This is a genomic window from Streptomyces sp. NBC_00210 (assembly GCF_045160975.1).
GTDB lineage: Bacteria > Actinomycetota > Actinomycetes > Streptomycetales > Streptomycetaceae > Streptomyces.
Window position 1 is genome coordinate 7417378 of the sequence record NZ_CP108120.1, and the last position, 22718, is coordinate 7440095.

Annotated in this window: 19 protein-coding genes; 9 read left to right on the top strand and 10 right to left on the bottom strand. The window is 69.2% G+C overall.

Annotated elements, in window-relative coordinates; all coding sequences use genetic code 11:
- The first annotated feature begins 18 nt into the window (after positions 1–18).
- Positions 19–924 (top strand): Gfo/Idh/MocA family protein, encoded by a 906-nt coding sequence (locus OG729_RS33640; protein WP_405809677.1) that lies wholly within the window; start codon positions 19–21, stop codon positions 922–924.
- Here OG729_RS33640 and lnt read toward each other — a convergent pair.
- The 4 genes from lnt to OG729_RS33660 all read right to left on the bottom strand — a co-directional run bounded on the left by lnt (position 848) and on the right by OG729_RS33660 (position 4110).
- Positions 848–2494, bottom strand: coding sequence for an apolipoprotein N-acyltransferase (gene lnt, locus OG729_RS33645; RefSeq protein WP_405809678.1), 1647 nt, complete (start codon positions 2492–2494; stop codon positions 848–850). The two genes, OG729_RS33640 and lnt, sit on opposite strands and share 77 nt — an antisense overlap.
- Positions 2495–2684: 190 nt before the next feature.
- Complete coding sequence (locus OG729_RS33650) at positions 2685–3143, bottom strand: nuclear transport factor 2 family protein (protein WP_360883318.1); 459 nt, start codon at positions 3141–3143, stop codon at positions 2685–2687.
- A gap of 51 nt (positions 3144–3194) precedes the next feature.
- Complete coding sequence (locus tag OG729_RS33655; RefSeq protein ID WP_405809680.1) at positions 3195–3347, bottom strand: hypothetical protein; 153 nt, start codon at positions 3345–3347, stop codon at positions 3195–3197.
- A 22-nt stretch (positions 3348–3369) separates the two neighbouring features.
- The gene (locus tag OG729_RS33660) at positions 3370–4110 is read right to left on the bottom strand and encodes a TetR/AcrR family transcriptional regulator (RefSeq protein WP_405809681.1); all 741 of its coding nucleotides are present in this window, start codon (positions 4108–4110) and stop codon (positions 3370–3372) included.
- A 403-nt stretch (positions 4111–4513) separates the two neighbouring features.
- Here OG729_RS33660 and galE point away from each other — a divergent pair, with 403 nt between their 5' ends.
- From galE to OG729_RS33680, 4 genes are all read left to right on the top strand, one after another.
- On the top strand, positions 4514–5542 hold the full coding sequence (gene galE, locus OG729_RS33665; RefSeq protein WP_405809683.1) for a UDP-glucose 4-epimerase GalE: 1029 nt from the start codon (positions 4514–4516) through the stop codon (positions 5540–5542).
- 177 nt (positions 5543–5719) lie between these two features.
- Entirely contained in the window at positions 5720–10273 is a 4554-nt protein-coding gene (locus OG729_RS33670) for an aminotransferase class I/II-fold pyridoxal phosphate-dependent enzyme (protein WP_405811374.1), read from the top strand.
- Entirely contained in the window at positions 10274–11554 is a 1281-nt protein-coding gene (locus OG729_RS33675; protein ID WP_360870529.1) for an MFS transporter, read from the top strand.
- Positions 11551–12318 carry a class I SAM-dependent methyltransferase gene (locus OG729_RS33680; RefSeq protein WP_360870532.1) on the top strand — a complete coding sequence of 256 codons (768 nt, stop codon included), beginning with the start codon at positions 11551–11553 and terminating at the stop codon, positions 12316–12318. Before OG729_RS33675 ends, OG729_RS33680 begins: the two co-directional genes overlap by 4 nt.
- Here the strand turns inward: OG729_RS33680 and OG729_RS33685 are convergent.
- A complete protein-coding gene (locus OG729_RS33685) occupies positions 12296–14113 on the bottom strand; it encodes a glycoside hydrolase family 15 protein (protein ID WP_360871004.1) in 1818 nt (605 codons plus the stop codon). The genes OG729_RS33680 and OG729_RS33685 overlap by 23 nt on opposite strands.
- A gap of 220 nt (positions 14114–14333) precedes the next feature.
- Between OG729_RS33685 and OG729_RS33690 the strand changes: the two genes are divergently transcribed.
- A complete protein-coding gene (locus OG729_RS33690) occupies positions 14334–14954 on the top strand; it encodes a flavin reductase family protein (protein WP_405809685.1) in 621 nt (206 codons plus the stop codon).
- Between the two features lie 18 nt (positions 14955–14972).
- Here the strand turns inward: OG729_RS33690 and OG729_RS33695 are convergent, their stop codons facing one another.
- The 4 genes from OG729_RS33695 to OG729_RS33710 all read right to left on the bottom strand — a co-directional run bounded on the left by OG729_RS33695 (position 14973) and on the right by OG729_RS33710 (position 18257).
- Positions 14973–16130, bottom strand: a complete 1158-nt coding sequence (locus OG729_RS33695) for a methyltransferase (RefSeq protein ID WP_405809687.1) — start codon at positions 16128–16130, stop codon at positions 14973–14975.
- A gap of 138 nt (positions 16131–16268) precedes the next feature.
- Positions 16269–16442, bottom strand: coding sequence for a hypothetical protein (locus OG729_RS33700; protein ID WP_360870541.1), 174 nt, complete (start codon positions 16440–16442; stop codon positions 16269–16271).
- A 53-nt stretch (positions 16443–16495) separates the two neighbouring features.
- Complete coding sequence (locus OG729_RS33705) at positions 16496–17371, bottom strand: undecaprenyl-diphosphate phosphatase (protein ID WP_360870544.1); 876 nt, start codon at positions 17369–17371, stop codon at positions 16496–16498.
- Positions 17372–17477: 106 nt separating this feature from the next.
- Positions 17478–18257: a TVP38/TMEM64 family protein gene (locus tag OG729_RS33710; protein WP_405809688.1), complete on the bottom strand. Its 780-nt coding sequence runs from the start codon at positions 18255–18257 to the stop codon at positions 17478–17480.
- A gap of 303 nt (positions 18258–18560) precedes the next feature.
- On the opposite strand from OG729_RS33710, the gene tuf reads away from it, so the two are divergent.
- The 3 genes from tuf to OG729_RS33725 all read left to right on the top strand — a co-directional run bounded on the left by tuf (position 18561) and on the right by OG729_RS33725 (position 21536).
- On the top strand, positions 18561–19739 hold the full coding sequence (gene tuf, locus OG729_RS33715; protein WP_405809690.1) for an elongation factor Tu: 1179 nt from the start codon (positions 18561–18563) through the stop codon (positions 19737–19739).
- Between the two features lie 104 nt (positions 19740–19843).
- Positions 19844–20686, top strand: coding sequence for a patatin-like phospholipase family protein (locus tag OG729_RS33720; protein WP_405809691.1), 843 nt, complete (start codon positions 19844–19846; stop codon positions 20684–20686).
- A 4-nt stretch (positions 20687–20690) separates the two neighbouring features.
- Positions 20691–21536 (top strand): spermidine synthase, encoded by an 846-nt coding sequence (locus OG729_RS33725; protein WP_405809693.1) that lies wholly within the window; start codon positions 20691–20693, stop codon positions 21534–21536.
- Positions 21537–21590: 54 nt separating this feature from the next.
- On the opposite strand, the gene OG729_RS33730 is transcribed toward OG729_RS33725, so the two are convergent.
- Positions 21591–22610 carry a hypothetical protein gene (locus OG729_RS33730; protein WP_405809695.1) on the bottom strand — a complete coding sequence of 340 codons (1020 nt, stop codon included), beginning with the start codon at positions 22608–22610 and terminating at the stop codon, positions 21591–21593.
- Positions 22611–22718: the final 108 nt, after the last annotated feature.

The window sequence follows — 22718 nt, forward strand, 5'->3', positions numbered from 1 at the left end:
GGCGCTAGGGAGGCTCCTGTGAAGGTCGGCTGCATCGGGCTCGGCGACATCGCGCAGAAGGCCTACCTGCCCGTCCTCACCACTCTGCCGGGGGTCGAGCTGCATCTGCAGACCCGCACCCCCGCAACACTGGCCAGGATCGCCGCGATCCATCACATCCCGGCCGAGCGGTGCCACGCCGACCTCGAATCGCTGCTGGCCCAGAACCTGGACGCGGCCTTCGTCCACGCCCCCACCTCCGTGCACGCCGAGGTCGTCACCCGACTCCTCGAGGCGGGTGTGGCGACGTATGTCGACAAGCCACTGGCGTACGAACTGGCCGACTCCGAGCGGCTGGTGCGACTCTCCGAGGAGCGCGGCACCAGCCTCGCCGTCGGCTTCAACCGCCGTTTCGCGCCCGGCTACGCCCAGTGCCTGGAGCACCCGCGCGAGCTGATCCTGATGCAGAAGAACCGCGTCGGCCTCGCCGAGGACCCGCGCACGCTTGTGCTCGACGATTTCATCCATGTCGTCGACACCCTGCGCTTCCTCGTCCCCGGACCCGTCGACCACACCGACGTACGGGCCCGGATCGTCGATGGCCTCATGCACCATGTCGTGCTGCAGCTGTCCGGCGACGGTTTCACCGCCATCGGGACGATGAACCGGATGAGCGGCTCCACCGAGGAGATCCTCGAGGTTTCGGGGCAGGACACCAAGCGCGAGGTCCGCAATCTCGCCGAGGTCGTGGACCACAAGGGGCAGCCGACCCTGCGGCGGCGCGGCGACTGGGTGCCGGTCGCCCGCCAGCGCGGCATCGAGCAGTGCGTGCTGGCCTTCGTCGATGCCGTGCGCGCCGGGAAGTTCCTCAGCGCACAGGACGCGCTGAGGACTCACGAGCTGTGCGAACGGGTGGTGCTGCGAGCCCTGGAGCAGGCCGCCTGAACAAGCGCGCGCCCTCGGCCGCGCAGAGCGCCGCGAGGACGGCGAGCGCCCCGTACACGGGCCAGTCGCCGTACCTGACGTACAGCGTCGTGCCACTGGCCAGCGGCACGTCGTACACGGCGGCGGTATTGCTGTCCGTGCCCAGCGCGCGGCCGACCCGGCTGCCGTCCGGCCCGTACACCGCGCTGACGCCGGTGAGCGTCGCATGCACCATGGGCCGGCCGCTCTCGGCGGCCCGCAGCGCCGCCAGCGAGGCATGCTGCTCCGGCGCCCAACTCCCCTGGAACGACGAGGTCGCCGACTGGGCGATCAGCAGCTGCGCGCCGTCGCGGGTCAGCCGCCGGCTCATGTCGGGGAACGCCGACTCGAAGCAGACCAGGGGCCCGAGCCGCAGCCCGCCATCGCCTTCGCCGGGCAGCACCATCACCACCGGGCGGGTGCCGCGCAGCCGGTCCTCACCCGCGGCCTTGCCGACCGAGGTCGCCCAGCCCAGCAGTGAACGCGCCGGTATGTACTCGCCGAAGGGGACCAGCCGCATCTTGTCGTAGCTGTCACCGGTCGGACCCTGCGGGCCCACCAGGACGGAGCTCTTGAAGATCCCGGCCCGGCCCGAACCGTCCTTGCGCCGGGCGTCCACATTGACCAGTACGTCGGCGCCCACCGCGCGCGAGAGTACGGCGATACGGGCCGCGAGGTCGGGGCGCTCGCGCAGATCCGCACCGACGCTGCTCTCGCCCCAGACCACCAGATCGATGTTCTTGCCGACCAGTTCGCGGGTCAGCTGCTCGCCTCGGTCGAAGCGGCGCTCGGCGCCGTCCACGCCGTCGACGACGCCCGGCTGCACCACCGCGATACGGGCCCGGCCCGACTGCTCGGGCTGCGGAACCCAGATCCAGACCGCGGTCGTGGTCAGCGCACAGAGGACGCCGCCGCCCACTGCCGCCTTACGGGCATGCGGCATCGCCACCAGCACGGTGACCGCCGTGTTCACCGCCAGCACCAGCAGGCTCACCAGCCATACGCCACCGGCCGACGCGACCCGCAGGGCGGGGGAGAAGTCCCATTGGCTCGCTCCCAGCAGACCCCAGGGGCCGCCCAGGCCCTCCCAGGACCGGACCAGCTCGATCATCAGCCAGCCGGACGGCACCACCGCGAGAGCCACGAAGACCCGCGCCGGTGACGGCAGCCCGGAAAGCTGCGACCTGACCAGCCAGCCCCAGGGCGCCCACAGCAGCCCCAGCAGCGCGGCGAGCACCACGATGAACACATGGAGGCTGGGGATCAGCCAGTGATGTACGGCGATCATGAAGCCGATGCCGCCCAGCCAGCCCTCGACCGCCGCCCGGCGGCCCGTCGGCGCGGACCGAACGAGCAGCATCCACGGCACCAGGGCGACATACGCGAACCACCAAAGCGACGGCTCGGGAAAGGCGAGCGCGGGCAGCGCACCGGCCGCCACCGCGGCCACGCCCCGTCCCCGTGGAGACGACCGCACCCACTGCGTGGGCTCCCACCGCTCGCGTCGCCCCCGCGTCTCCCGCAGCTTCGGCCGGTCGGCCGGAATCCGCATGCAGCGCCTCCTCGTCCTGCCTCGAAGGGCCAGCGAGCAGTGTCCCCTCCAGTGTGCGTGAGGGGACCCCGCACCGACAGTGGGCCCCCGGGCTGTGCCCTCGGACAGCGCACCCGTAGCTACGCCGTCGGACAGTGCACCCGCAGCCACGCCGACGGACCGCGCAGCCGGGGAACGCGCACCTGGCGCGTCAGCTGCCGTCGAGCGCTCCCGAGGCCCGACGCCACTTCTCGTGAATCACCACCGTGCGCAGCCGCCAGCCCGCGTCCGTGCGCAGCAAACTGAAGGCGTATCGGCCGCCCGAGACGAGGTCGTCCCCCGACTCCAGCCGCATCGGGTTCAGGTAGTCCGCCTGTACCTCGGCCCGGTCGCCGGGGTAGCCGCCCAGGTCCTGGATGTGCAGCCGCCGGTTGACGATCAGGTGCTGGCGTACCGGAAACAGCCGCATCGTCTCCGCAAGCCAGTCGGCGACCTCGGCGGCCGGGCCCTCGATCCCGCCCGAGCTGCGGTAGTCCGCGCGACCCTCACGCGCGAACAGCGCCCGGTACGCACCCCAGTCGTCATCGTCCACCGCCACCGCGTAACTGGTGACCAACTCGTCGATGGCCAGCCGGTCCATCACCGTCGCGAGATCCACGCGCTGCGTCATCGGGTCAGTTTCGGGCAGTGAGCGCGCCAGGCCAAGAGCTGTGCACGCCAGTCACCCGCTACGGGTCAGCAAACGGTCGATCTCCGCCAGTTCGGCGTCCGCGCAGCCGGGCGCGTCGAGCTTCTGCTCGAGTCGGCGGTCGCTGGGTGCCCCGACGAGCACGGCGGTGACGCGGGCGTCCCACAGCAGCCGTCGGTCCGTCAACTGACAGCGTCCCACGGCGAGGTCAGGAGGCGCCCCGCGTGAAGCGACCGAGCAGTGCGTCCAGGCCGGCGGCCAGTCCCTGCGGCCCGCCGTGCTCGGCGAGTGCCGGGGCGGCCTCGCGGAGTCTGGGAAGCTCCTGGACCGGCATGCGGTGCAGTCCGAGCCGGAATGCCGGATCGGACTCATCGGGGTTGTCCACCATGGCGCGCAGCTCCACGAAGATGTAGCCGAGCACCCAGCTGGTGAAGGCCCGGAACGCCAGCGAGGCCTCGTTCTCGTCGAGGCCGGCCTGATCGAGCAGGGCCAGCACGTGCTCGTGGTCCTTGAGGACCGCCAGCGGGCGCCGGGCCAGCGGGACCGCCAGCATGCGAGTGGCCAGCAGCGGCACCACCTGCGGGTGGGCCAGCGCGACCTGGTACGTCGCCTGGGCGATCCGGTGCAGCTCGGCGCGCCATTCGGGGCCCTCCGCGGTGTCGCCCGGAGCCGTCGCCTCCGCGCCGCCGTGGGCGAGGAAGTCCTGGAGCTCGAGATACAGCGCCTCGACCAGGCCGTCCAGGAGTGCGTCCTTGCTGGGGGCGTACCGGTACAGGGCCATGGCCTCCACGCCGAGCTCGGCTCCCACCCTGCGCATGCTCAGGGCCGACAGCCCCTCGCGGTCGACGAGTTCCAGAGCGGCGGCCAGGACGCGCTCCCGGCTCAGCTTTCCGTAACGGCCGCGGTCCGCGGCGCGTCTGCCCCGGCTCGGTCCGTCCCCTTTCGCCATCGGCGGCCCTCCAGCGGTTCGATCTCACGGCGTGATACCGATTCCTTGACTCTACGTCCAGACTGCCCCAAGGTGTACATATACGGCGTAAACGTGCGCCAAGCGGAGTATTGCGGGGATTTTGCCACCTCGCGCCATCTCCAGGGCGTGTTTCATGGAGCACTTCGCAGCGGATGCCGGCGGCGGCAACGACCGCCTGGTCCGGGCCGGCGAGCCGGAGGAGAACGCTCGCCAGGCCGAGGTCCGGCGGCTCGCGTCTGCCTTGAGCTGATCACTGCCGAAGGTGCGGTATTCGCCCGGCCGGCTCACTTCCGCGCGCCGTGCCGCGGCACTTTCGTTCTCCGGTGAGCCAGTAGGCCGTCCAAAGGACTTCCGACTCTACGGATCCCAAAGGAGAAAGCGCATGCCCACCCACTCAACGATCATGGTGACCGGTGGCGCCGGTTTCATCGGCAGCCATACCTGCGTCGAACTGCTTGGCCACGGCTACGAGGTCATCGTGGTCGACGACTACTCCAACAGCTCGCCGCAGGTCGTCTCACGGATCCAGCGAGTGGCGGGCCGCTACCTGGGTGCCGTCTACGAAGTGGACCTGCGGGACCGGCGAACTCTGTCGTCGGTGTTCGACCGCCACCACGTGGACGCGGTGATGCACTTCGCCGGGAAGAAAGCCGTCGCGGAATCCGTACTGATACCCATCGAGTATTACGACGTCAACATCGGCGGGACCACCGCGCTGCTGGCGGCCATGCAGGAGCACGGGGTGAGCCAGTTGGTGTTCTCCTCGTCCACCTCCATTCACGGGGACACCGACAAGGGCCCGCTGACCGAACAGGACCCGACCCGGCCCAGCAACCCCTATGCGGCTTCGCAGTGGACCTGCGAACAGATGCTTGCTGATGTGTGCCGTCTCCGCCCGGAGTACACGGTGCTGTCGTTGCGCTACATGAACCCCGTCGGGGCGCACCCCAGCGGACTGCTGGGAGAAGCCCCGCCCAGGGAGCCGTACAACCTGACGCCCTCCGTGGCCGAGGTCGCCGTCGGCAGCCGCGAGCGGCTCAGGGCGTCCGGCGCGGACGGCTCCGCCGCGGACGCCCTGGGCGTCCGTGACGTCATCCATGTCATGGATGTCGCGGAGGCCCACCGCATCGCTCTGGAGCACCTCGACGACAGCACGGGCCTGCGCGTGTTCAACCTGGGCGTCGGCTCCGGCGCATCGGTCTTCGAACTCCTGATGGCATTCGGCGAAGTCTCCGGCAAGACCACCCCGTACGAGGTTGGGGAACCCCAACCGGGCGATGTCACGGAACGTGTCGCGGACCCCGGTGCGATGCCCCTTGAATGGGGCCGGCGCGCGACCCGTGACTTCGTCGCGATGTGCCGCGACGCCTGGCGCCTCCACCGCCTCAACCTCACCGGCTACGCGGGCTGAAACCCACGCGGGCCCCGCCCGGAGCAGCATGATTCCCTCCGGTCGCCGCTCTGGCATACCGGACATACCATCGAAGAGAGCTGGTGGCGGGCCGACTTCGCCGAACCGTGACGGGGACTGTCCTCCGTGCCCGGTGGTGGAAGGAGGCGGTTCTCATTGACCCGCGTTCAGCGCCTGATGGTCGGCTACGTCGTACTCGTGGTCCCGCCCACTGTCGTATATCTGACGGTGCCGGGACTCCACACAGTCACCTGGGCCGTGATCGGTCTCGCCAGTGTCTGCGCCATTCTCCTGGGCATGCGGATGCATCGGCCGGCGCACCGTTGGCCATGGCTGGTGCTGGCCGCCGCCAACTTCACCTTCACGGCGGGCGATACGACGTACAACGTGCTCAACACGTTCTTCGACCAGCAGAATCCATTTCCGTCGCTGGCCGACGTCTTCTATCTGGCGACCTATCCGCTGTTCGCCATCGGGCTGTTCGGGTTCATCCGGTACCGCACCACGAGGCGGGACCTCGCGAGCCTGCTGGACGCGTTGATCCTCACATCCGGGCTGGCGCTGCTCGCCTGGGTCTTTCTCATCACGCCCAACGCCGAGGCCGCCGACTCGACATGGATTCAACGAACCATCTCGATCGCCTATCCGCTCGGTGACGTACTGATGCTGGCGATGCTCGCGCGGTTGATCACGCCCGGCAGTGTGCATACCCGCTCCGTCCAGTTCCTCACCGTCGGCACGATCGGCATCCTCGTCTCCGATGTCCTGTACGGACTGCTGCAGCTCAAGGGGGCCTGGCAGGTCGGCACCTCGATGGACCTGGGCTGGGTGGTGTTCTTCACCGCCTGGGGGCTGGCGGCGCTGCATCCCTCCATGGTGGAACTGACCGAACCGGTGCCCCAGCGTGAACCCGGGATCCTCCCTCTCCGGCTCACCGCGTTGGCTCTCGCCTCACTGGTCGCACCGGTGCTGCTGCTCTACGAGGCACGGCGCGGCGACCTCTCCGACGCGGGCGTGATCGCGGTGTTCTCGGGCCTTCTGTTCCTGCTCGTACTCGCCCGCCTGTCGGGCCTGGTGGTGGTTCATCTGAAGGCGGTGAACCGCGAACGGGGCCTGCGCCTGGCGGCCGCGTCGCTGGTGGCGGCGGCCAGTCTGAAGGAGATCGCGGCCTCGGTGCAGGAGGCGGCGGAGTTGTTGTTCGGAACAGGCGAGCGACACAGTGCCGTGCTGCTGACAGCCGATTTCGGCGTGACCAGGATGAAGGCCGTGCGCACGCCGTCGCGCGCGTGGAACTGGAATGTCAACTGGACGGACGAAAAGGCCGACGCGTGGCTGCCCGGGCTGCTGACCGGTGAAACACAGGTCGTGCGCGTGGGCGACCTCGGAGCCTCCGCGGCTGCCGAGTTGGGGAGCCTGCCGAGTGCGCTGTTGTGTCCATTGGCTCTGAGGGACCGTCCGACCGGTCGCCCGCTGATCGGCGCTCTGGTCGTGGCGGGTAGTGAGAGGAGCCTGGTGGAACGGTGGGCCTCGTGCGAGGCGCTGGCCTCGCAGACCGCCCTGGCGGTGGAACGCGTCGTCCTCAGCCAGGAGATCAACCGCCGCAACAGCGAGGCGTACTTCCGCACCCTCGTGCACAACGCCTCGGACGTGATCCTGATTGTCGACGACGACAACACCGTCAGGTACGCGAGCCCGTCCGCCGAGGGAATGTTCGGCCGCGCGTCCCTGAGCGGAGTGGGGCTCACCGAACTCGTCGCGCCCCAGGACGGCGACCGCGCGATGCAGACCCTGACCCGCATGCGTTCCGGCGGCGACCAGGACAGCCGCGACGACTGGCAGGTGCTGCAACAGGGGGACGCGCGCATCGATGTGGAGGTCAGGTGCAACAACCTGCGGCACGACCAGACCGTCCACGGACTGGTCCTCACGCTGCGGGACGTCACCGAGCAGCGGCAGTTGGAGCGCGAACTGACGCATCGTGCCTTCCATGACTCGCTGACCGGTCTGCCGAACCGGGTGCTCCTGCTGGAGCGGATCGAGCGCGCGCTGCTGCGCGGACGCCGGGCTTCCACCCTCACGTGCGTACTGTTCCTCGATCTGGACGACTTCAAGGTGGTCAATGACACCAGGGGGCACTCGGTCGGGGACGAACTCCTGGTCGCGGTGGCGCGGCGGTTGTCCGGGACGCTGCGGGCCAGTGACACGGCGGCGCGTCTGGGGGGTGACGAGTTCGCTGTGCTCATGGAGGGTGCGAAGGAGCCGGCGGACGCGGAAGTGCTCGCCGAGCAGATCGTGCATGACCTCATGCAGCCGTTCCGGCTCACGGACGCATTGATCAGCCTCTCGGCCAGCGTCGGTATAGCCACCGCACGCGACAGCGCCAGTGGAGAAGAACTGCTGGGACACGCAGATCTGGCCCTCTACGCGGCGAAGACGGCCGGGAAGCGGCAGTGGCGCAGTTATCAGGCGAGTCTGCACACCGGAATGCTGGAGCGGCGCGAACTCCAGGCAAGCCTCGAGAGCGCGATCGCCGCCGAGTCGTTCGACCTGCGCTATCAGCCCATCGTGGAGCTTGCCTCCGGCGAGATATCCGGCTTCGAAGCGCTGGTTCGCTGGCCGCACGACCAGCGCGGCCTGGTGCCCCCCGGTCAGTTCATCGCACTCGCCGAGGAGACCGGGCACATCATGCCGCTCGGCGCCTGGGTACTGGAGCAGGCCGCCGCCCATGTCGCCCGCTGGCAGGAGTTGGTGCCACATCCGGACGCGCTGAAGGTCAACGTGAATGTCTCCGCACGCCAGTTCCGGGACCCGGGCTTCCTCGACCAGGTGCGCCACGTCCTCGACACGTCCGGCCTGGCGCCCGGTTCGCTGGTGCTGGAGCTGACGGAGACCGTTCTGATGCACCGCGACGATCAGATCCGGGCCGTCATGGGGACCGTCAAGGATCTCGGCGTGGGAATGGCGATCGACGACTTCGGCACCGGTTTCTCGTCGCTCAGTTATCTCCGGGAATTCCCGATCGACGTGCTCAAGGTGGACAAGTCATTCATCGACGACATTTGTGTTGATGAGCAACAGATCGCCCTGGTCGAGGGTATTGTGCGCATCGCCGACACGCTCGGCCTTCAGGTCATAGCCGAAGGCATCGAAGAGGTGGAGCAGCGGGACCAGTTGGTAGCCATGGGCTGCCGGTTCGGACAGGGATACCTCTTCGCCCGACCGATGACAGCGGACCAGGGGGAACAACTCCTGCGAAGCGTCCATGAGCACCAGATGCCACGCCTGATTCGCGGCGCCGTGCAGCCTCAACGGGCTCGTGTTGACCAGCGTGGTGTTGGCCAGAGCATCGCCCTTTCGGGATCGCAGCCGTCGGGGACGAATGAGGCAGGCGCGGAGAAGGACGCGGGTGCGAAGAAAGGGGCAGGCGCGGAGAAGGAGGCGGGCGCCAAGAGGGAGGCAGGCGCGGAGAAGGAGGAAAACGTGGCCAGTCCACTGCGAGTCGGCGACGGTGCACGACGCGATCCACGCTGGGGCGATCTCGAACGCCTGCGGCAGTCCAGCCCGATGTGCGATGCGGTCTTCGACGAGGTGCGCGGCCGGCACATCCGCAGCGGCGATCACTGGATGGTCGACTTCGCGTCGAGCAGTTACCTGGGTTTCGACATGGACCCCGAGATCTTGGACGCGATCGAACCACAGGTCCGTCATTGGGGCACCCAACCGAGCTGGTCGCGGCTGGTCGGCAGCCCCCGGCTCTATCCGGAGATCGAGGAGCGGCTCACCGCACTGCTCGACGCGCCGGACACCCTGCTGCTCCCGACCATCACCCTCATCCACTCCTCGGTGATCCCGGTGCTCGCCGGGGAGGGACAGGTCCTTGTCGAAGCAGGAGCACACCGCACGGTCTACGACGGGTGCCTTTTCGCCCGGGGGCAAGGCGCCACGGTGAGGCGCTTCCACGCCGACCGGCCCGAAGAACTCAGGGCCATGCTGCGCGACATGCCGTCCAACGCGTCCCGCCTGGTGTGCATGGACGGCGTCGACAGCATGACCGGGAACGTGCCCAACCTGGCGGAACTGGTGGACGTCTGCCGGGAGCACGGCGCAGTGCTGTACATCGACGACGCGCACGGCTTCGGGATCGTCGGCGAACGCCGGGCCGACGAGTCCTCCCCGTACGGGACTCGCGGCAACAGCATCGTCCGTCATCTCGGCGAGACCTACGACGGCATCGTGCTGGTGGGCGGATTCTCCAAGGCGTACTCCTCGCTGCTGGCGTTCCTCGCCCTTCCGACCTGGCTCAAGGACCACCTCAAGGTGGCAGCCGCGCCCTACCTCTACTCCGGCCCCTCACCGACCGCTTCGCTCGCCACCGCGCTCGTCGGACTCGAGGTCAACGACCGGCGCGGCGACGCCATCCGCGCCGAACTGCACCGCAAGACGATGCGCATTCAGGACCACCTGAACCGCCTCGGCATCCGGACCCCGAACTCCAACGGGCTGCCCATCATCGAGATCCCCCTCGCCAACAGTGCGGACCTCGAGGCGGTCGCGACGTTCCTCTGGGACCGCGGGATCTACGTCACGCTGGCGGCCTATCCGCTCGTCCCGCACGACCGCGTCGGGTTCCGCATCCAGGTCACCGCCACGAACACCGACGAGGACGTCGACCAACTCAACGAGACGCTGACCGCCCTGTCCGAGCAGTTCCCGCTGCAGCAGAGGACGTGAATGCAGGTCATCGACGATGCGGGTCGCGGCCGCCGGGTGCGCCTGCTCGCCCCCCTTGCCCACCGCGACTTCCGGATCCTGTGGATCGGGATGAGCGTCTCGCTGCTGGGCGACGGAGTGCTGCTCGTCGCGCTCGCATGGCAGGTCTACACGCTGTCCGGCACCCCCAGCGCGATGTCCGTCGTCGGTGTGGCGCTGGCCGTCCCGCAGATCGCGCTGGTGCTGGTCGGCGGTGTCGTCAGTGACCGCTTCGACCGCCGCAAGGTGATGCTCGCCAGTGACCTGGTCCGCGGGATGTGCCTGGCAGCGCTCGCGCTACTCGCGCTGACCGGCACCCTGCGGCTGTGGCACGTGATCTGTGTGGTCGCGGTGTACGGCGCCGCGTCCGGGTTCTTCCCGCCGGCATTTGAGGCCACCGTGCCCAGGCTCGTCCCCAAGACCGAGCTGGTGGAGGCCAACGCACTCGACCAGTTTGTCCGCCCGGCGGCCGTGCAGATCGGTGGCACCGCTCTCGGCGGCGGGCTCGTCGCCGGCGTCGGGCCGGGCTGGGCCTTCGGGTTCGACGCTCTCACCTTCACCGTCTCCGCCGCGTGCCTGGCAGCTCTTCGGCCACAGCCGCCGAAGGACGACCAGGACCGGGATTCGCTCTGGAAGGACCTGCGCGCGGGTCTGAGCTATGTCCGGGCCAACACCTGGCTCTGGGGCACGTTCGTCTCGGCCACCTTCGCGTATCTGCTCTTCCTCGGCCCGACCGAGGTGCTGCTGCCGTACATGGTCAAGAACGTGCTGCACGGATCGGCGGCGGAGCTGGGGCTGGTGCTCACCAGCGGCGGTGTGAGTGCCGTCCTCGCGGCGGTGATCGTCGGGCAGATCGGCCTCCCTCGCCGATTCATGACTTTCATGTACTGGACCTGGACCTTCGCCACCCTGGGGGTCGCCGGGTACGGCCTCGCCACCAGCAGCTGGCAGCTCGCCATCACCTGCGCAGTGGTCAACGGGCTGGAGACGGCCGGGATCATCGCCTGGGCGACGGCGAAGCAGCGGCTGGTGCCGGCCGAGTTGCTCGGCAGGGTCTCCAGTGTCGACTGGTTCGTCTCACTCGCTCTGCTGCCGCTCTCCTATGCCCTCGCCGCCCCCGTCGCCGCCGCCCTGGGGGTACGCAGGACATTCATCGGCGCCGGTGTCATCGGCTCCGTGGTCACCCTGGCCTTCCTGTATCTGCCCGGAGTACGTGCTGTTGAGCGGGGCCGCAACCGCGGCCCGGAGATGGACACCCCGTGAACTCGCCCGCGAACAACCGACGCAGACCCCTTCGCAATCTGGACGCGGACTGGGACGGCTGGCCGGTCCTGGACTACCTCGCCGAGAACTACCGTGAGGTCCACCCCAGTGACGCGGCCGTCATCCGGCACCATTCCGCCTTCTACCGGCAGTTCGCGCCGGGCAGTGTCGGCCGCTCCCTGGAATTCGGCGCCGGTCCCAACCTCTACCCGCTCATGCTCGCCGCGGCTGCCAGCAGATGCGCCGACGCCGTGGAGTTGAGCAGTGCCAACGTCGCCTATCTGACCGGCCAGCTCCACAACGGGCCCGACCAGAGCTGGCAGGCGTTCTACGCACTCTGCCGTGAGCTCAACACCACGCTGCCCACGACGCTCCCCGAGGCGCTCTCCCGTGTCCGAGTGACGCACGGGGACGTCCGGACCCTGCCCCTGCGCTCCTATGATCTGGCATCGATGAACTTCGTCGCCGAGAGCGTTACCGAGGACATCGAGGAGTTCGCGGAGTTCTGCCGCACCTTCATCGGGACGGTCAGGCCCGGCGGACACCTCGTCGCCGCCTTCATGGAGAACATGCCGACGTACCGCATCGGCAACGCACCGCCGTGGCCCGGCTGTCCGGTGGACGGGTCCGCGATCCGCGAGGCGTTCGCAGCGCACACCGACCGGCTCGTGATCACCAGAGTCGACTCCGACCCCACCCTGCCCGACTACGGCGACACCGGCATGGTGCTGCTGACAGCGGTCAGACGCTCCGGAGCCCCGTAACCGACGGCTTCTGGCCGTCGGCCGCTTCCTGTAGGGCGAAGGCCGTATTGACCAGCGCCAGGTGGGTGAACGCCTGTGGTGTGTTTCCGAGCTGACGGCCTGAATCCGGATCCCACTCTTCGGACAGCAGCCCCACATCGTTGCGGACGTCGAGGACTCTCTCGAACACCACGCGGGCATCGTGCGGTCGGCCGGTGATGGCGAGCGCATCGGCGAGCCACAGGGAGCACGCGAGGAACGCGCCTTCCGAACCCCGCATGCCGTCCACTGCGTGCACTGAGTCGCCCGTGCCCGCGTAGCGGCGCTGAAAGCCGTGATGATCCAGCGCCCCCATCGCCTCAACGGTGCTGAGCACCCGGGGATCGTGAACCGGGAGGAAACCGAGCCTGGGGATCAGCAGCGCGGACGAATCGAGCGTGTCGGCCCCGTAGTACTGGACGAAGGACCCCCGCTCCTCGTCCCAGCCGTCGCGGCACACCTGCTCGTACACCTCTTGGCGCATCGCCCGCCAGCGTGCCACCGAGGTGTTGCGCCCGGCCAGGTGCGCGATCCGCAGGGCACGGTCGGCGGCAACCCAGCACATGATCTTTGAGTGGACGAAGTGCCGCCTGGGCCCGCGCACTTCCCACAGTCCCTGGTCCGGCTCGCGCCAGTGCTGTTCGAGGTAGTTCATGAACGAGTCGACCAGGCTCCAGACATGGTGTTCCATGGCAACGCCGGAACGCAGGGCCACAAACAGCGTGTCGAGGACCTCGCCGTAGACGTCCAACTGGAACTGGTCCACCGCCGCATTCCCGAAACGCACCGGTTCCGATCCCTCGTAACCGGGCAGCCACTTGGCCGGTGCCTCGGGCAGCAGTCGCTGTCCGGCCACGCCGTACAGCGTCTGCAGGTCCGCCGGTTCGCCGGCGATCGCACGCAGCAGCCAGTCCCGCCACGCCACGGCCTCCTCCCGGAAACCGCTGCGCAGGAGGCAGGACAGGGTGAGCGTGGAATCGCGAAGCCAGCAGAACCGGTAGTCCCAGTTCCGCTCGCCGCCGATGCATTCGGGCAGGGACGTCGTGACAGCCGCGACGATGCCGCCCGTCGGGGCATAGGTGAGTGCCTTCAAAGTGATCAATGACCGCATCACCGCCTCCCGCCAGGGCCCGCGGTAGTGGCACTTCGCCGCCCAACGCTCCCAGAATTCCACGGTGTCCCCGAGTGCGGTCTTCGGATCGATGGAGAGGGGGACGGGCAGATGCGACGGTGACCAGGTCAGCAGGAAGGCAATGCGCTGACCTGCCGAGACGGTGAAGTCGAAGGAGGTGCACTCATCGGTCGAGCGGACCTCGACGTGCTGGTCGCTACTCAGCCACACCGAGTCGGGTCCGGCAACGGCCACTGTGTAGGTGCCGGTGGAGCGCATCCAGGGAACGATGCGTCCGTGATTGAAGCGTGGCCTCAGCTCGCCGCTCATGGCGACCGAACCCGCCAGGCCCTCGACGATGCGCACGATGTACGGGAATTGGGCACGCGGAGGCATGAAATCGGTGACCTTCACCGCACCGGACACCGAATCCCAGAATGAGTCCAGCACGAGCGTGTTGCCACGGTACTCGCGGCGATTGCACGGACGCCGGTCCGCCGGGGATATCCGCCAGCATCCGTTTTCCGCCTTGCCCAGAAGTGCGGCGAAGCAGGCCGGAGAATCGAATCGGGGAAGGCAGAGCCAGTCGATCGACCCGTCTCTGCTCACCAGGGCCGCGGTCTCCAGATCGCCGATGACCGCGTAATCCTCAATCATTCCGGCCATCATGAATTGTCACCGCCGTATGTTTTCCCGAGCGGCCTCGGCAATATGTGGCGCAGGTCGATCCAAGTCTCTCTCCGCGCGGCGCACCTCGCGAGAGAGCGGGTTCATCCCACAGTTCCAGCGTGCGCGGTCACCAGTTCGGCCGCAACTTGCGCGGTACGCACCGGGGCTTGTGCCGACGCGTTACGATACGCGGCCACCTGCGGGGATACTGGCTCCCATGCGCGTTGACTTTGATCCCGAAGCCATGGACCGGGGCTCCTTCTACCGGCTGCTGACCGCGGTGGTGGTGCCCCGGCCGATCGCCTGGGTCTCCACCACATCGGCCGGGGGCACCGACAATCTCGCCCCGCACTCCTTCTTCACGATCGCGTGCGTGACACCGCCTGTCGTGCAGTTCACATCGGTCGGCCGGAAGGACTCGCTGCGCAATATCGAGGACACGGGCCACTTTGTGGTCAATGTGGCGCCGGAGCCGCTCTTCGAGCAGATCAACGCCACCGCCACCGATTTCCCGCGCGGCATCAGCGAGTTCGACGCGGTGGGCCTCGCGCGCGAGGCGAGCCTGCGGGTGAAGCCGCCGCGGGTCGCGGCATCGCCGGTGGCCCTGGAGTGCGAACTGCACAGCACCGTACGTCTCGGCGACTCGACCGTCGTCTTCGGACGCGTTGTGCACGCCGTGGTCAGCGAGGAGGTCATGGAGGACGGGCACCCCGAGGTGACAAAACTGGCGCCACTCGCCCGCCTTGGCAAGGACGAGTGGGTCACCCTCGGCGGCGTACGCGAGATCTCCCGTATCCCCTACGAGCATTGGCCGGACGGAGACGGCCTGGGCCGGTAGGACGGTCCGGGGCAGCCGCTACTTCTTGACGGCCCGCAGGACCACGAACTTCGGGTCGGCGGCGACGACTTCGCAGTTCCCGAAGAGGCGGCGCAGCCGCACGTGGTACCCGAGGTGTCGGTTGCCGACCACCCACAGCTCGCCGCCGGGACGCAGGGCGCGGCGCGATTCGCCGAACATCCGGCGGGCCGTCGTGTCCGTCGTCGCCCGGTGCGAGTGGAAGGGCGGATTGTTCAGCACCAGGTCGACGCTCTCGTCCGGCACGCCGGACAGACCGTCGCCCACCACGAACTCCGCCTTGGCGTCCGAGGTGACGTTCTCGCGATAGGTGGCCTCGGCCGAGGCCACCGCCGAGAACGACTCGTCGATGAACGTCACCGACGCCTCGGGGTTGGTGAGCGCGGCCGCCGTGCCGATCACGCCGTTGCCGCAGCCCAGGTCGACGACCCGGTCCGGGCCGTGGCGCTCGGGAAGGCTGCGCAGGAAGAACCGCGTGCCGATGTCGAGCCGCTCGGCGCAGAAGATCCCGGCGTGATTGGTGACGGTCCGGCCCGCGAGCGCGCCCACGTCCGCAGGCAGCGCGTACCGAAGGGGCCAGGGGCTGGGCCCCGGGGCGAGCCCGGGGTCGGGCGTGCAGAAGATCAGCCGCGCCTTCTTCACCGCCAGCGAGGTCCTGGTCGGACCCAGGATCCGCTCGAAAAGCTTCAGCGTGGAGGTGTGGATCTCGGTGACCATGCCGGTGCCGATGACGACGGTGCCCGCGTGCACGGCGGGTGCGAGGCGGTGCAGCTGGTCCTCGAGGAGCGCGAGGCTCTTGGGCACCCGGATCAGCAGTACGTCGATCCGCTCCGGCGGCATGTCTCTGACCGAGAGCAGCCGCACCGCGTCCGCGGCGATGCCGTTGCGTGCCAGATTCGCCCGGGTCGCCTGCCGGCCCAGGAGGGAGTCGGTGATCTGTACGGGGTGGTGCGCGGCCAGCGAGGCGGCGAGGGCGCCCCACCGGTCGCCGACGACGGCCACCGTGCCCGTCAGATCGGTGGGCCCTGCATCGTCGCTTCCCTTGAGCTGCCGCAGCAGGTACTCATCGGCGGCGTCCCAGGCGCGGAGCGTGTCGCGAGGGTCCTCGGGGAAGCGGGCGAGGTCGAAGGCGCCCCATGACGTCGTCAAACGGTTCATTGTGCAATCAGGCTAGCCGAGCGCTCCGCGCTGCCGCCTACCCGTGGATGCCGGTAGCCCCGGGGCACCGCCGCCGGGATCAGGCCGCGCGCCGACGCTCAGGCCGCGCGCTCGACGTTCAAACCGCGTTTCCGACGCTCAGGCCGCGCGCTCGACGTCCCCGAGAGCCGCCGCGGCCCACTCCACCACCAGTGCCTCGTACTCCGGGCGCCGGTCGTCGGGCAGCTCGCCGTCCGCCCACAGCTCACGGATCCGGGCATTCAGCTCGGCGGCGGACAACGCGGTTTCTGTCGCGCGGGGAAAGGGGGACATGGAGACAGGCTACGGCCTTGGCAGCACGGCCGTCTGCCCCTCGGCGGCGGGCGTCAGCCCGCCGACTCGCCCGCGTGCGGGCTCAGCACATCCGCTCCGACCAGGATGAACAGCGCGATTCCCAGCACGATGCGATAGATCACGAACGGCATGAAACTCTTCGTAGTGATGAACTTCATGAACCAGGCGATCACCGCGTAGCCCACGACGAAGGCGATGATCGTCGCGAAGATGGTCTGGGGCCACGCCACATGACCGCTCTGGCCCGCGTCCTTGAGCTCGAAGACGCCTGAGGCGAGAACGGCCGGGATAGCCAGCAGGAACGAGTAGCGGGCCGCCGCCTCACGGGTGTAGCCCATCAGCAGACCGCCGCTGATGGTGGCGCCCGAGCGGGAGACGCCGGGAATCAGGGCCATCGCCTGGCACACGCCGTAGATGAGACCGTCCCGGACGCTCAGCTCCTGGAGCGTCTTGCGCTCCTTGATGGCGCGGTGCTTGGCGCCGGTCTCGTCCCGGGCGGCGAGACGGTCCGCGATGCCGAGGACGATGCCCATGACGATGAGGGTCGTCGCGATCAGCCGCAGATCACGGAAGGGCCCCTCGATCTGGTCCTTGAACGTGACGCCGAGCACACCGATCGGGATCGAGCCCACGATGACGAGCCAGCCCATCTGGGCGTCGTGGTCGCCGCGCATCTCTTTGTTCGTGAGGGAACGGAACCAGGCGGAGATGATCCGGGCGATGTCCTTGCGGAAGTAGATCAGCACGGCCGTCTCCGTGCCGATCTGGGTGATAGCGGTGAAGGCCGCGCCCGGGTCCTCCCAGCCGGCGAAGGCGGCCGTCAGCCGCAGATGCGCGCTGGAGGAGATGGGCAGGAACTCGGTCAGCCCCTGGACGAGCCCGAGGATGAATGATTCGAACCAAGACATGGAAAACTACGCCACCCAAGAGATCTGCACGGTCTGACGGCGCGTAGCGTTCCCGATCATGCGCCAGTTGTGAGGAAGCGTAGCGTCCTCGTATGACTCAGCTGCCTCAGCCCCCTTGAGGCCCGTCAGAAGGCACCCGCGGCCGGGGCTCCGCGTGCCCCAACTCCCCGGCGCCGCCTGCCCGGTGGCCCCGCAGCCGGTGCCGCTTGCACCAGGCGATCACGGCCGCTGCGATCCCCGTCACCACGATGAAGCCCATCGCGATCAGGAACGCCGGGGACGTCGGAGAGCCGGCCCGGCTGCCCGCGACCACATACGCCGCCGTGTTCGGGATCGAGCCGATGCCCGTCGCCAGCAAAAAGGGCACAGGGCTCATGCGGGAGACGGCAGCGCAGTAGTTGGCCGCGGCGAACGGCACGCCGGGGAAGAGCCGCAGCGCCAGCATCGAGCGGAAGCCGTGCCTGCTCAGCTGGGTGTCGGCCGCCTTCAGCCAGCGGCCCCGCAGCAGCGGCCGCAGCGCGTCCTGCCCCAGCAGCCGGACGAGCGCAAAGGAGATACCCGCGCCCAGCACCGTACCGGCGAGCGCGGAGACGAGTCCGGCCTGCGATCCGAACAGCGCGCCCGCCGCCAGATTGAGCAGCGGCCGGGGCACGAAGGCGGCGGTGCACGCCCCGTACGCGACGCCGAACAGCACGACCGCCGCCGCGCCGCTCAGCTGCGGCGGCCAGCCCGCCGAAAGCAGCCGCTGCGGCTCGTACACGACCACCGTAACCGCCGCCGCGAGCAGCATGGCCACAAGCAGCGACAGCCGCGACCACGGCGAGAACAGCGCCCTGGTACAGCGCACGGCGAGGCCCGAAGTCGGCCTGGGGACGGGGTCGAGCATCCGGGGAGACTAACCGACAAGGGGATGTGATCGCCGTAACCCGTCGGCCGAAATCCATTCGACGCGGCCACGGCAGTGGGCGATGATCAACGGCATGTTCCGGTACGCCTTCCTCGCAGCGCCGTCCGCAGTCGCGGACGCGCCGAAGGCTGCCGCATTCCCCGCAGCGGCCGCAGCCGCTGCCGCAGCGCCCCTCGACGGCGCCCGAAGCTGACCCTTCCCGGATCGTCCGGCGGCCCCACAGGGGGAGGGTCGGCAAGGCCCAGGGGTCCCAACACGCTTCGAGTTCCGAGGGGAACAGCCATGCCCAAGACGGCATACGTGCGCACCAAGCCGCACGTCAACATCGGCACCATGGGCCATGTCGACCACGGCAAGACCACACTCACCGCAGCCATCACCAAGGTCCTCAGCCTGCGCGGCACCGGCACCTTTGTGCCGTTCGACCGGATCGACCGGGCGCCGGAGGAGGCGCAGCGCGGCATCACCATCAACATCGCGCACGTCGAGTACGAGACCGACACCCGGCACTACGCCCATGTGGACATGCCGGGCCATGCCGACTACGTCAAGAACATGGTCACCGGCGCGGCCCAGCTGGACGGGGCGATCCTCGTGGTCTCCGCGCTCGACGGCGTGATGCCGCAGACCGCCGAGCATGTCCTGCTCGCGCGCCAGGTGGGCGTCGACCACATCGTGGTCGCCCTCAACAAGGCTGACGCGGGTGACGACGAGCTCACCGACCTGGTGGAGCTGGAGGTCCGCGAACTGCTGACGGCCCATGGGTACGGCGGAGACGCCGCGCCCGTCGTCCGGGTCTCCGGGCTCAGGGCGCTGGAGGGCGAGCCACGCTGGACCGCCGCCATCGAGGCGTTGCTCGACGCCGTCGACACGTATGTGCCGATGCCCGTCAGGTACACGGACGCGCCGTTCCTGCTCCCGGTGGAGAACGTCCTCACCATCACGGGGCGCGGCACGGTCGTCACCGGCGCCGTCGAGCGCGGCACCGTCCGCGTCGGAGATCGGGTCCAGGTACTCGGTGCGGACACGGGTCCGCAGACCAGCACAGTGACCGGTCTGGAGACCTTCGGCAAGCCGATGGAGTCCGCCGAGGCCGGTGACAACGTCGCGCTGCTGCTGCGCGGCATGGCGCGCGACGCGATCCGCCGCGGCCACGTGGTGGCGGCGCCGGACAGCGTCGTACCGAGCCGGCGCTTCACCGCGCAGGTGTACGTCCTGTCGGCCCGCGAGGGGGGCCGGACCACGCCGGTCGCCAGCGGCTACCGGCCGCAGTTCTACATCCGTACCGCGGACGTCGTCGGGGACATCGACCTCGGCGAGACGGCGGTCGCGCGGCCCGGCGACACGGTCACCATGACCGTCGAGCTTGGACGTGACATCCCGCTCGAGCCCGGTCTCGGCTTCGCGATCCGCGAGGGCGGCCGCACGGTCGGCGCCGGGACGGTGACCGAACTGGTGTGATCCCGGGCCTGCCTCCCGCCCCCGCGGGAGGCAGGCCCACAGGGGTGTCTTGGGGATCCTGCCGGGCTCGCGTGCCCCGGCCGCCGTGCGCAAGACTGAATTCCATGGCTGATACGGCAGTTGTACTGGGCGCGGGCGGAATCACCGGTGTGGGCTGGGAGATCGGCATTCTGCACGGACTGGCCCGGGCCGGAGTGGACCTGACCACGGCCGACCTCCTTGTCGGCAGCTCGGCGGGATCGATCGTCGCAGCCCAGCTCGCCTCCGGGAAGCTCAGCCTCGCCGAGCTGTACGAGCGTCAACTCGCTGCTCCCGAAGGAGAGATCGCGGCCGGGCTCGGCGTTTCGACGCTGCTGAAGTACACACTCGGCATCCTGACGTCCCGCAGCCCCCAGGCGTACGGCCAAAAGCTCGGCCGGATGGCGCTCGCCGCCCACACCGAGGACGAGGCCACCCGACGCGAGGTGATCGCCGGGCGCCTCCTTTCGCACGAATGGCCCGAGCGGCGCCTGCTCGTCACCGCGGTCGACGCCGTCACCGGCGAGCTGAGGACGTACGACAGGGAGAGCGGCGTTGCGATTGTCGACGCCGTCGCCGCCAGCTGCGCGGTCCCTGGAGTGTGGCCACCCGTCACGATCGAGGGCCGCAGGTGGATCGATGGGGGAGTGCACTCCACCGCGAATGCGCACCTGGCCGCCGGGCACGAGCAGGTCGTGGTCATCGCGCCCATTGCCTCAGGCAACAAGGTGTTCGTCTCGCCGCGCGCTCAGGCCTCACGGCTTGCCGCGGCCGGGGCACGCGTCGAGGTCATCACCCCGGATGCCGCCGCCAAGCAGGCCTTCGGCCGCAATGTGCTGGACCCGGCGCGCCGGGCGCCCGCCGCCCGCGCGGGACTGGCCCAGGCCGCCGCGCACGCCGAGGCCGTGGCCGCGGTGTGGGCACAATGAGACGGTGAACGAGCAGATACCCGTCATCCGCGAGGTCGACGGCGGCACCGCCAAGCTGATGCCCGACGTCGACCGCGACCGGGCCTGGCTGCTGACGGTGAACGGCGCGCCCCAGTCGTATGTCGACCTGGACGCGCCCACGCATCTCGAGTTCGAGTACGCGCAGCGGCTCGCCCATGTCGTGGACTGCGCCGCGGACGAGGGTGACCCGCTCGAACTGCTGCACCTGGGCGGCGGGGCGCTGACGATGCCCCGCTATGTGGCCGCGACCCGGCCGGGCTCGCGCCAGCATGTCGTGGAGGCCGACCGCGGGCTGCTGGTGCTGGTCGCCGAGCGGCTGCCGCTCCCCACGGGATCGGGCATCGAGGTGCACGCTGCCGATGCCCGCGCCTGGGTCGAAGCGGCCTCCGCCGACTCGGTGGACGTACTGATCGCCGATGTCTTCGGCGGCTCGCGGGTGCCCGCGCATCTCACCTCGGTCGAGTACGCACGCGCGGCGGAACGCGTCCTGCGCCCCGACGGGATCTATGTCGCCAATCTCGCCGACGGCGCGCCCTTCGCGTTCCTCCGCTCCCAACTCGCCACGTTCGCCTCGGTGTTCGAGGAGCTTGCGCTGATCGCCGAACCGTCCGTACTGCGTGGCCGGCGCTTCGGCAACGCGCTGCTGCTCGCCTCGCACGCCCCCATCGACACCGCTGCCCTGGCCCGTCGCACCTCCTCCGACGCCTTTCCGGCGCGGGTGGAGCACGGCCAGGCGCTGGCGCGCCTCATCGGGGATGCGAAGGCGGTCCGGGACGCGGACGCCGTGGCGTCACCCGAGCCGCCCGACGGTGCTTTCAGCATCGGCTGACGGCTTCGCGGCCACGATCCGCTCGGTGCGGCGCGTCAGGTTCCGTACGTCGGATCAGGGCGTTCCCGCCAGTCGCACCGTGCTCAGGATCTGCTGGATGGTCGCGTTCGGGAGCTCGTCCTTGATGCCGGTGTTGGCGTAGAGGACCCAGCTCGCGAAGTCACCCTTGCTGTTCTTGAAGCTGAAGGCGATGGACTTGCCGTCGGTGCTGCACTTGTTCGTCTTCTTGGTGCCGAGGGCGGTCGCGGTCGAGACGCTGCCGCTGAGCCCGGACTTGGTGGTGTACGGCTGGGCCTTGGTGACCTTGACCGTGCCCTTGGGCGCGGTCTGGGCGTATCCGGCCCACACCCAGTTGCCGGCCTCGTTGTAGGCCGCCGTGGCGGTGTCGGTCGCGCCCTTGCCGCCCTTGGTGCCGGTCGTGCTCAGGCCCCAGTCCTCGAGCTTGCCGTCCTTGTTGGAGTCGAAGGTGCACCACTTGCTCTTGAAGTGCGCCGGCGCCGACATGGCGATGACGGGGGAGCCGTCGCCCTTCTTCTCGTCCTCGAAGCCCGTGCTCACGCCCGAGCCCGCGACCTCCCAGCCGGGCGGGACGTCGAACTGCGTTCCGTGCTTGGGGTTGGTGACGACCTTCCAGCCCGCGATGACCGGCTTGGCGTCGTCGCCGCCGCGCGGGTTCTCGGTCGGCGACGCGGGCGCCTGGCTCGCCTTGTCCGATGCGGGCGTTTTCGAGGCGCCGGCCTTGGAGCCCGCGTCCGAAGTGCCGCCCTTGTCATCGTCCTTCAGCACGATGACGCCGGTGACCACCGCAGCCGCGACGACCGCCGTTGCCGCGACGATCGCGACGATGGTCGTCTTCTTCCTGTCGTCCTGCGGCGGTTGGGGCCCACCGGGCGGCTGCCCGGGCACGGCGTACTGCGGCACAGTCGGCTGCTGGTACGGGTTGGGCTGCTGATAACCCGGCTGTTGGTAACCCGGCTGCTGATACGGGTTCGGCTGCTGGTACCCCGGCTGCTGGTACGGGTTCTGGTCCTGCGGGTTCTGCTCGCCCCCGGGCGGCTGCTGTCCTGGCCACATGGCGAGTAACGATAGAGGTGCGGCGTCGCAGGTGCCACGTCCGCCCCCGCACAGGGCTGGCCAAGCGTGCTACTGGTGGGTAACATCGCCGCCATGAGCGCTGATCAG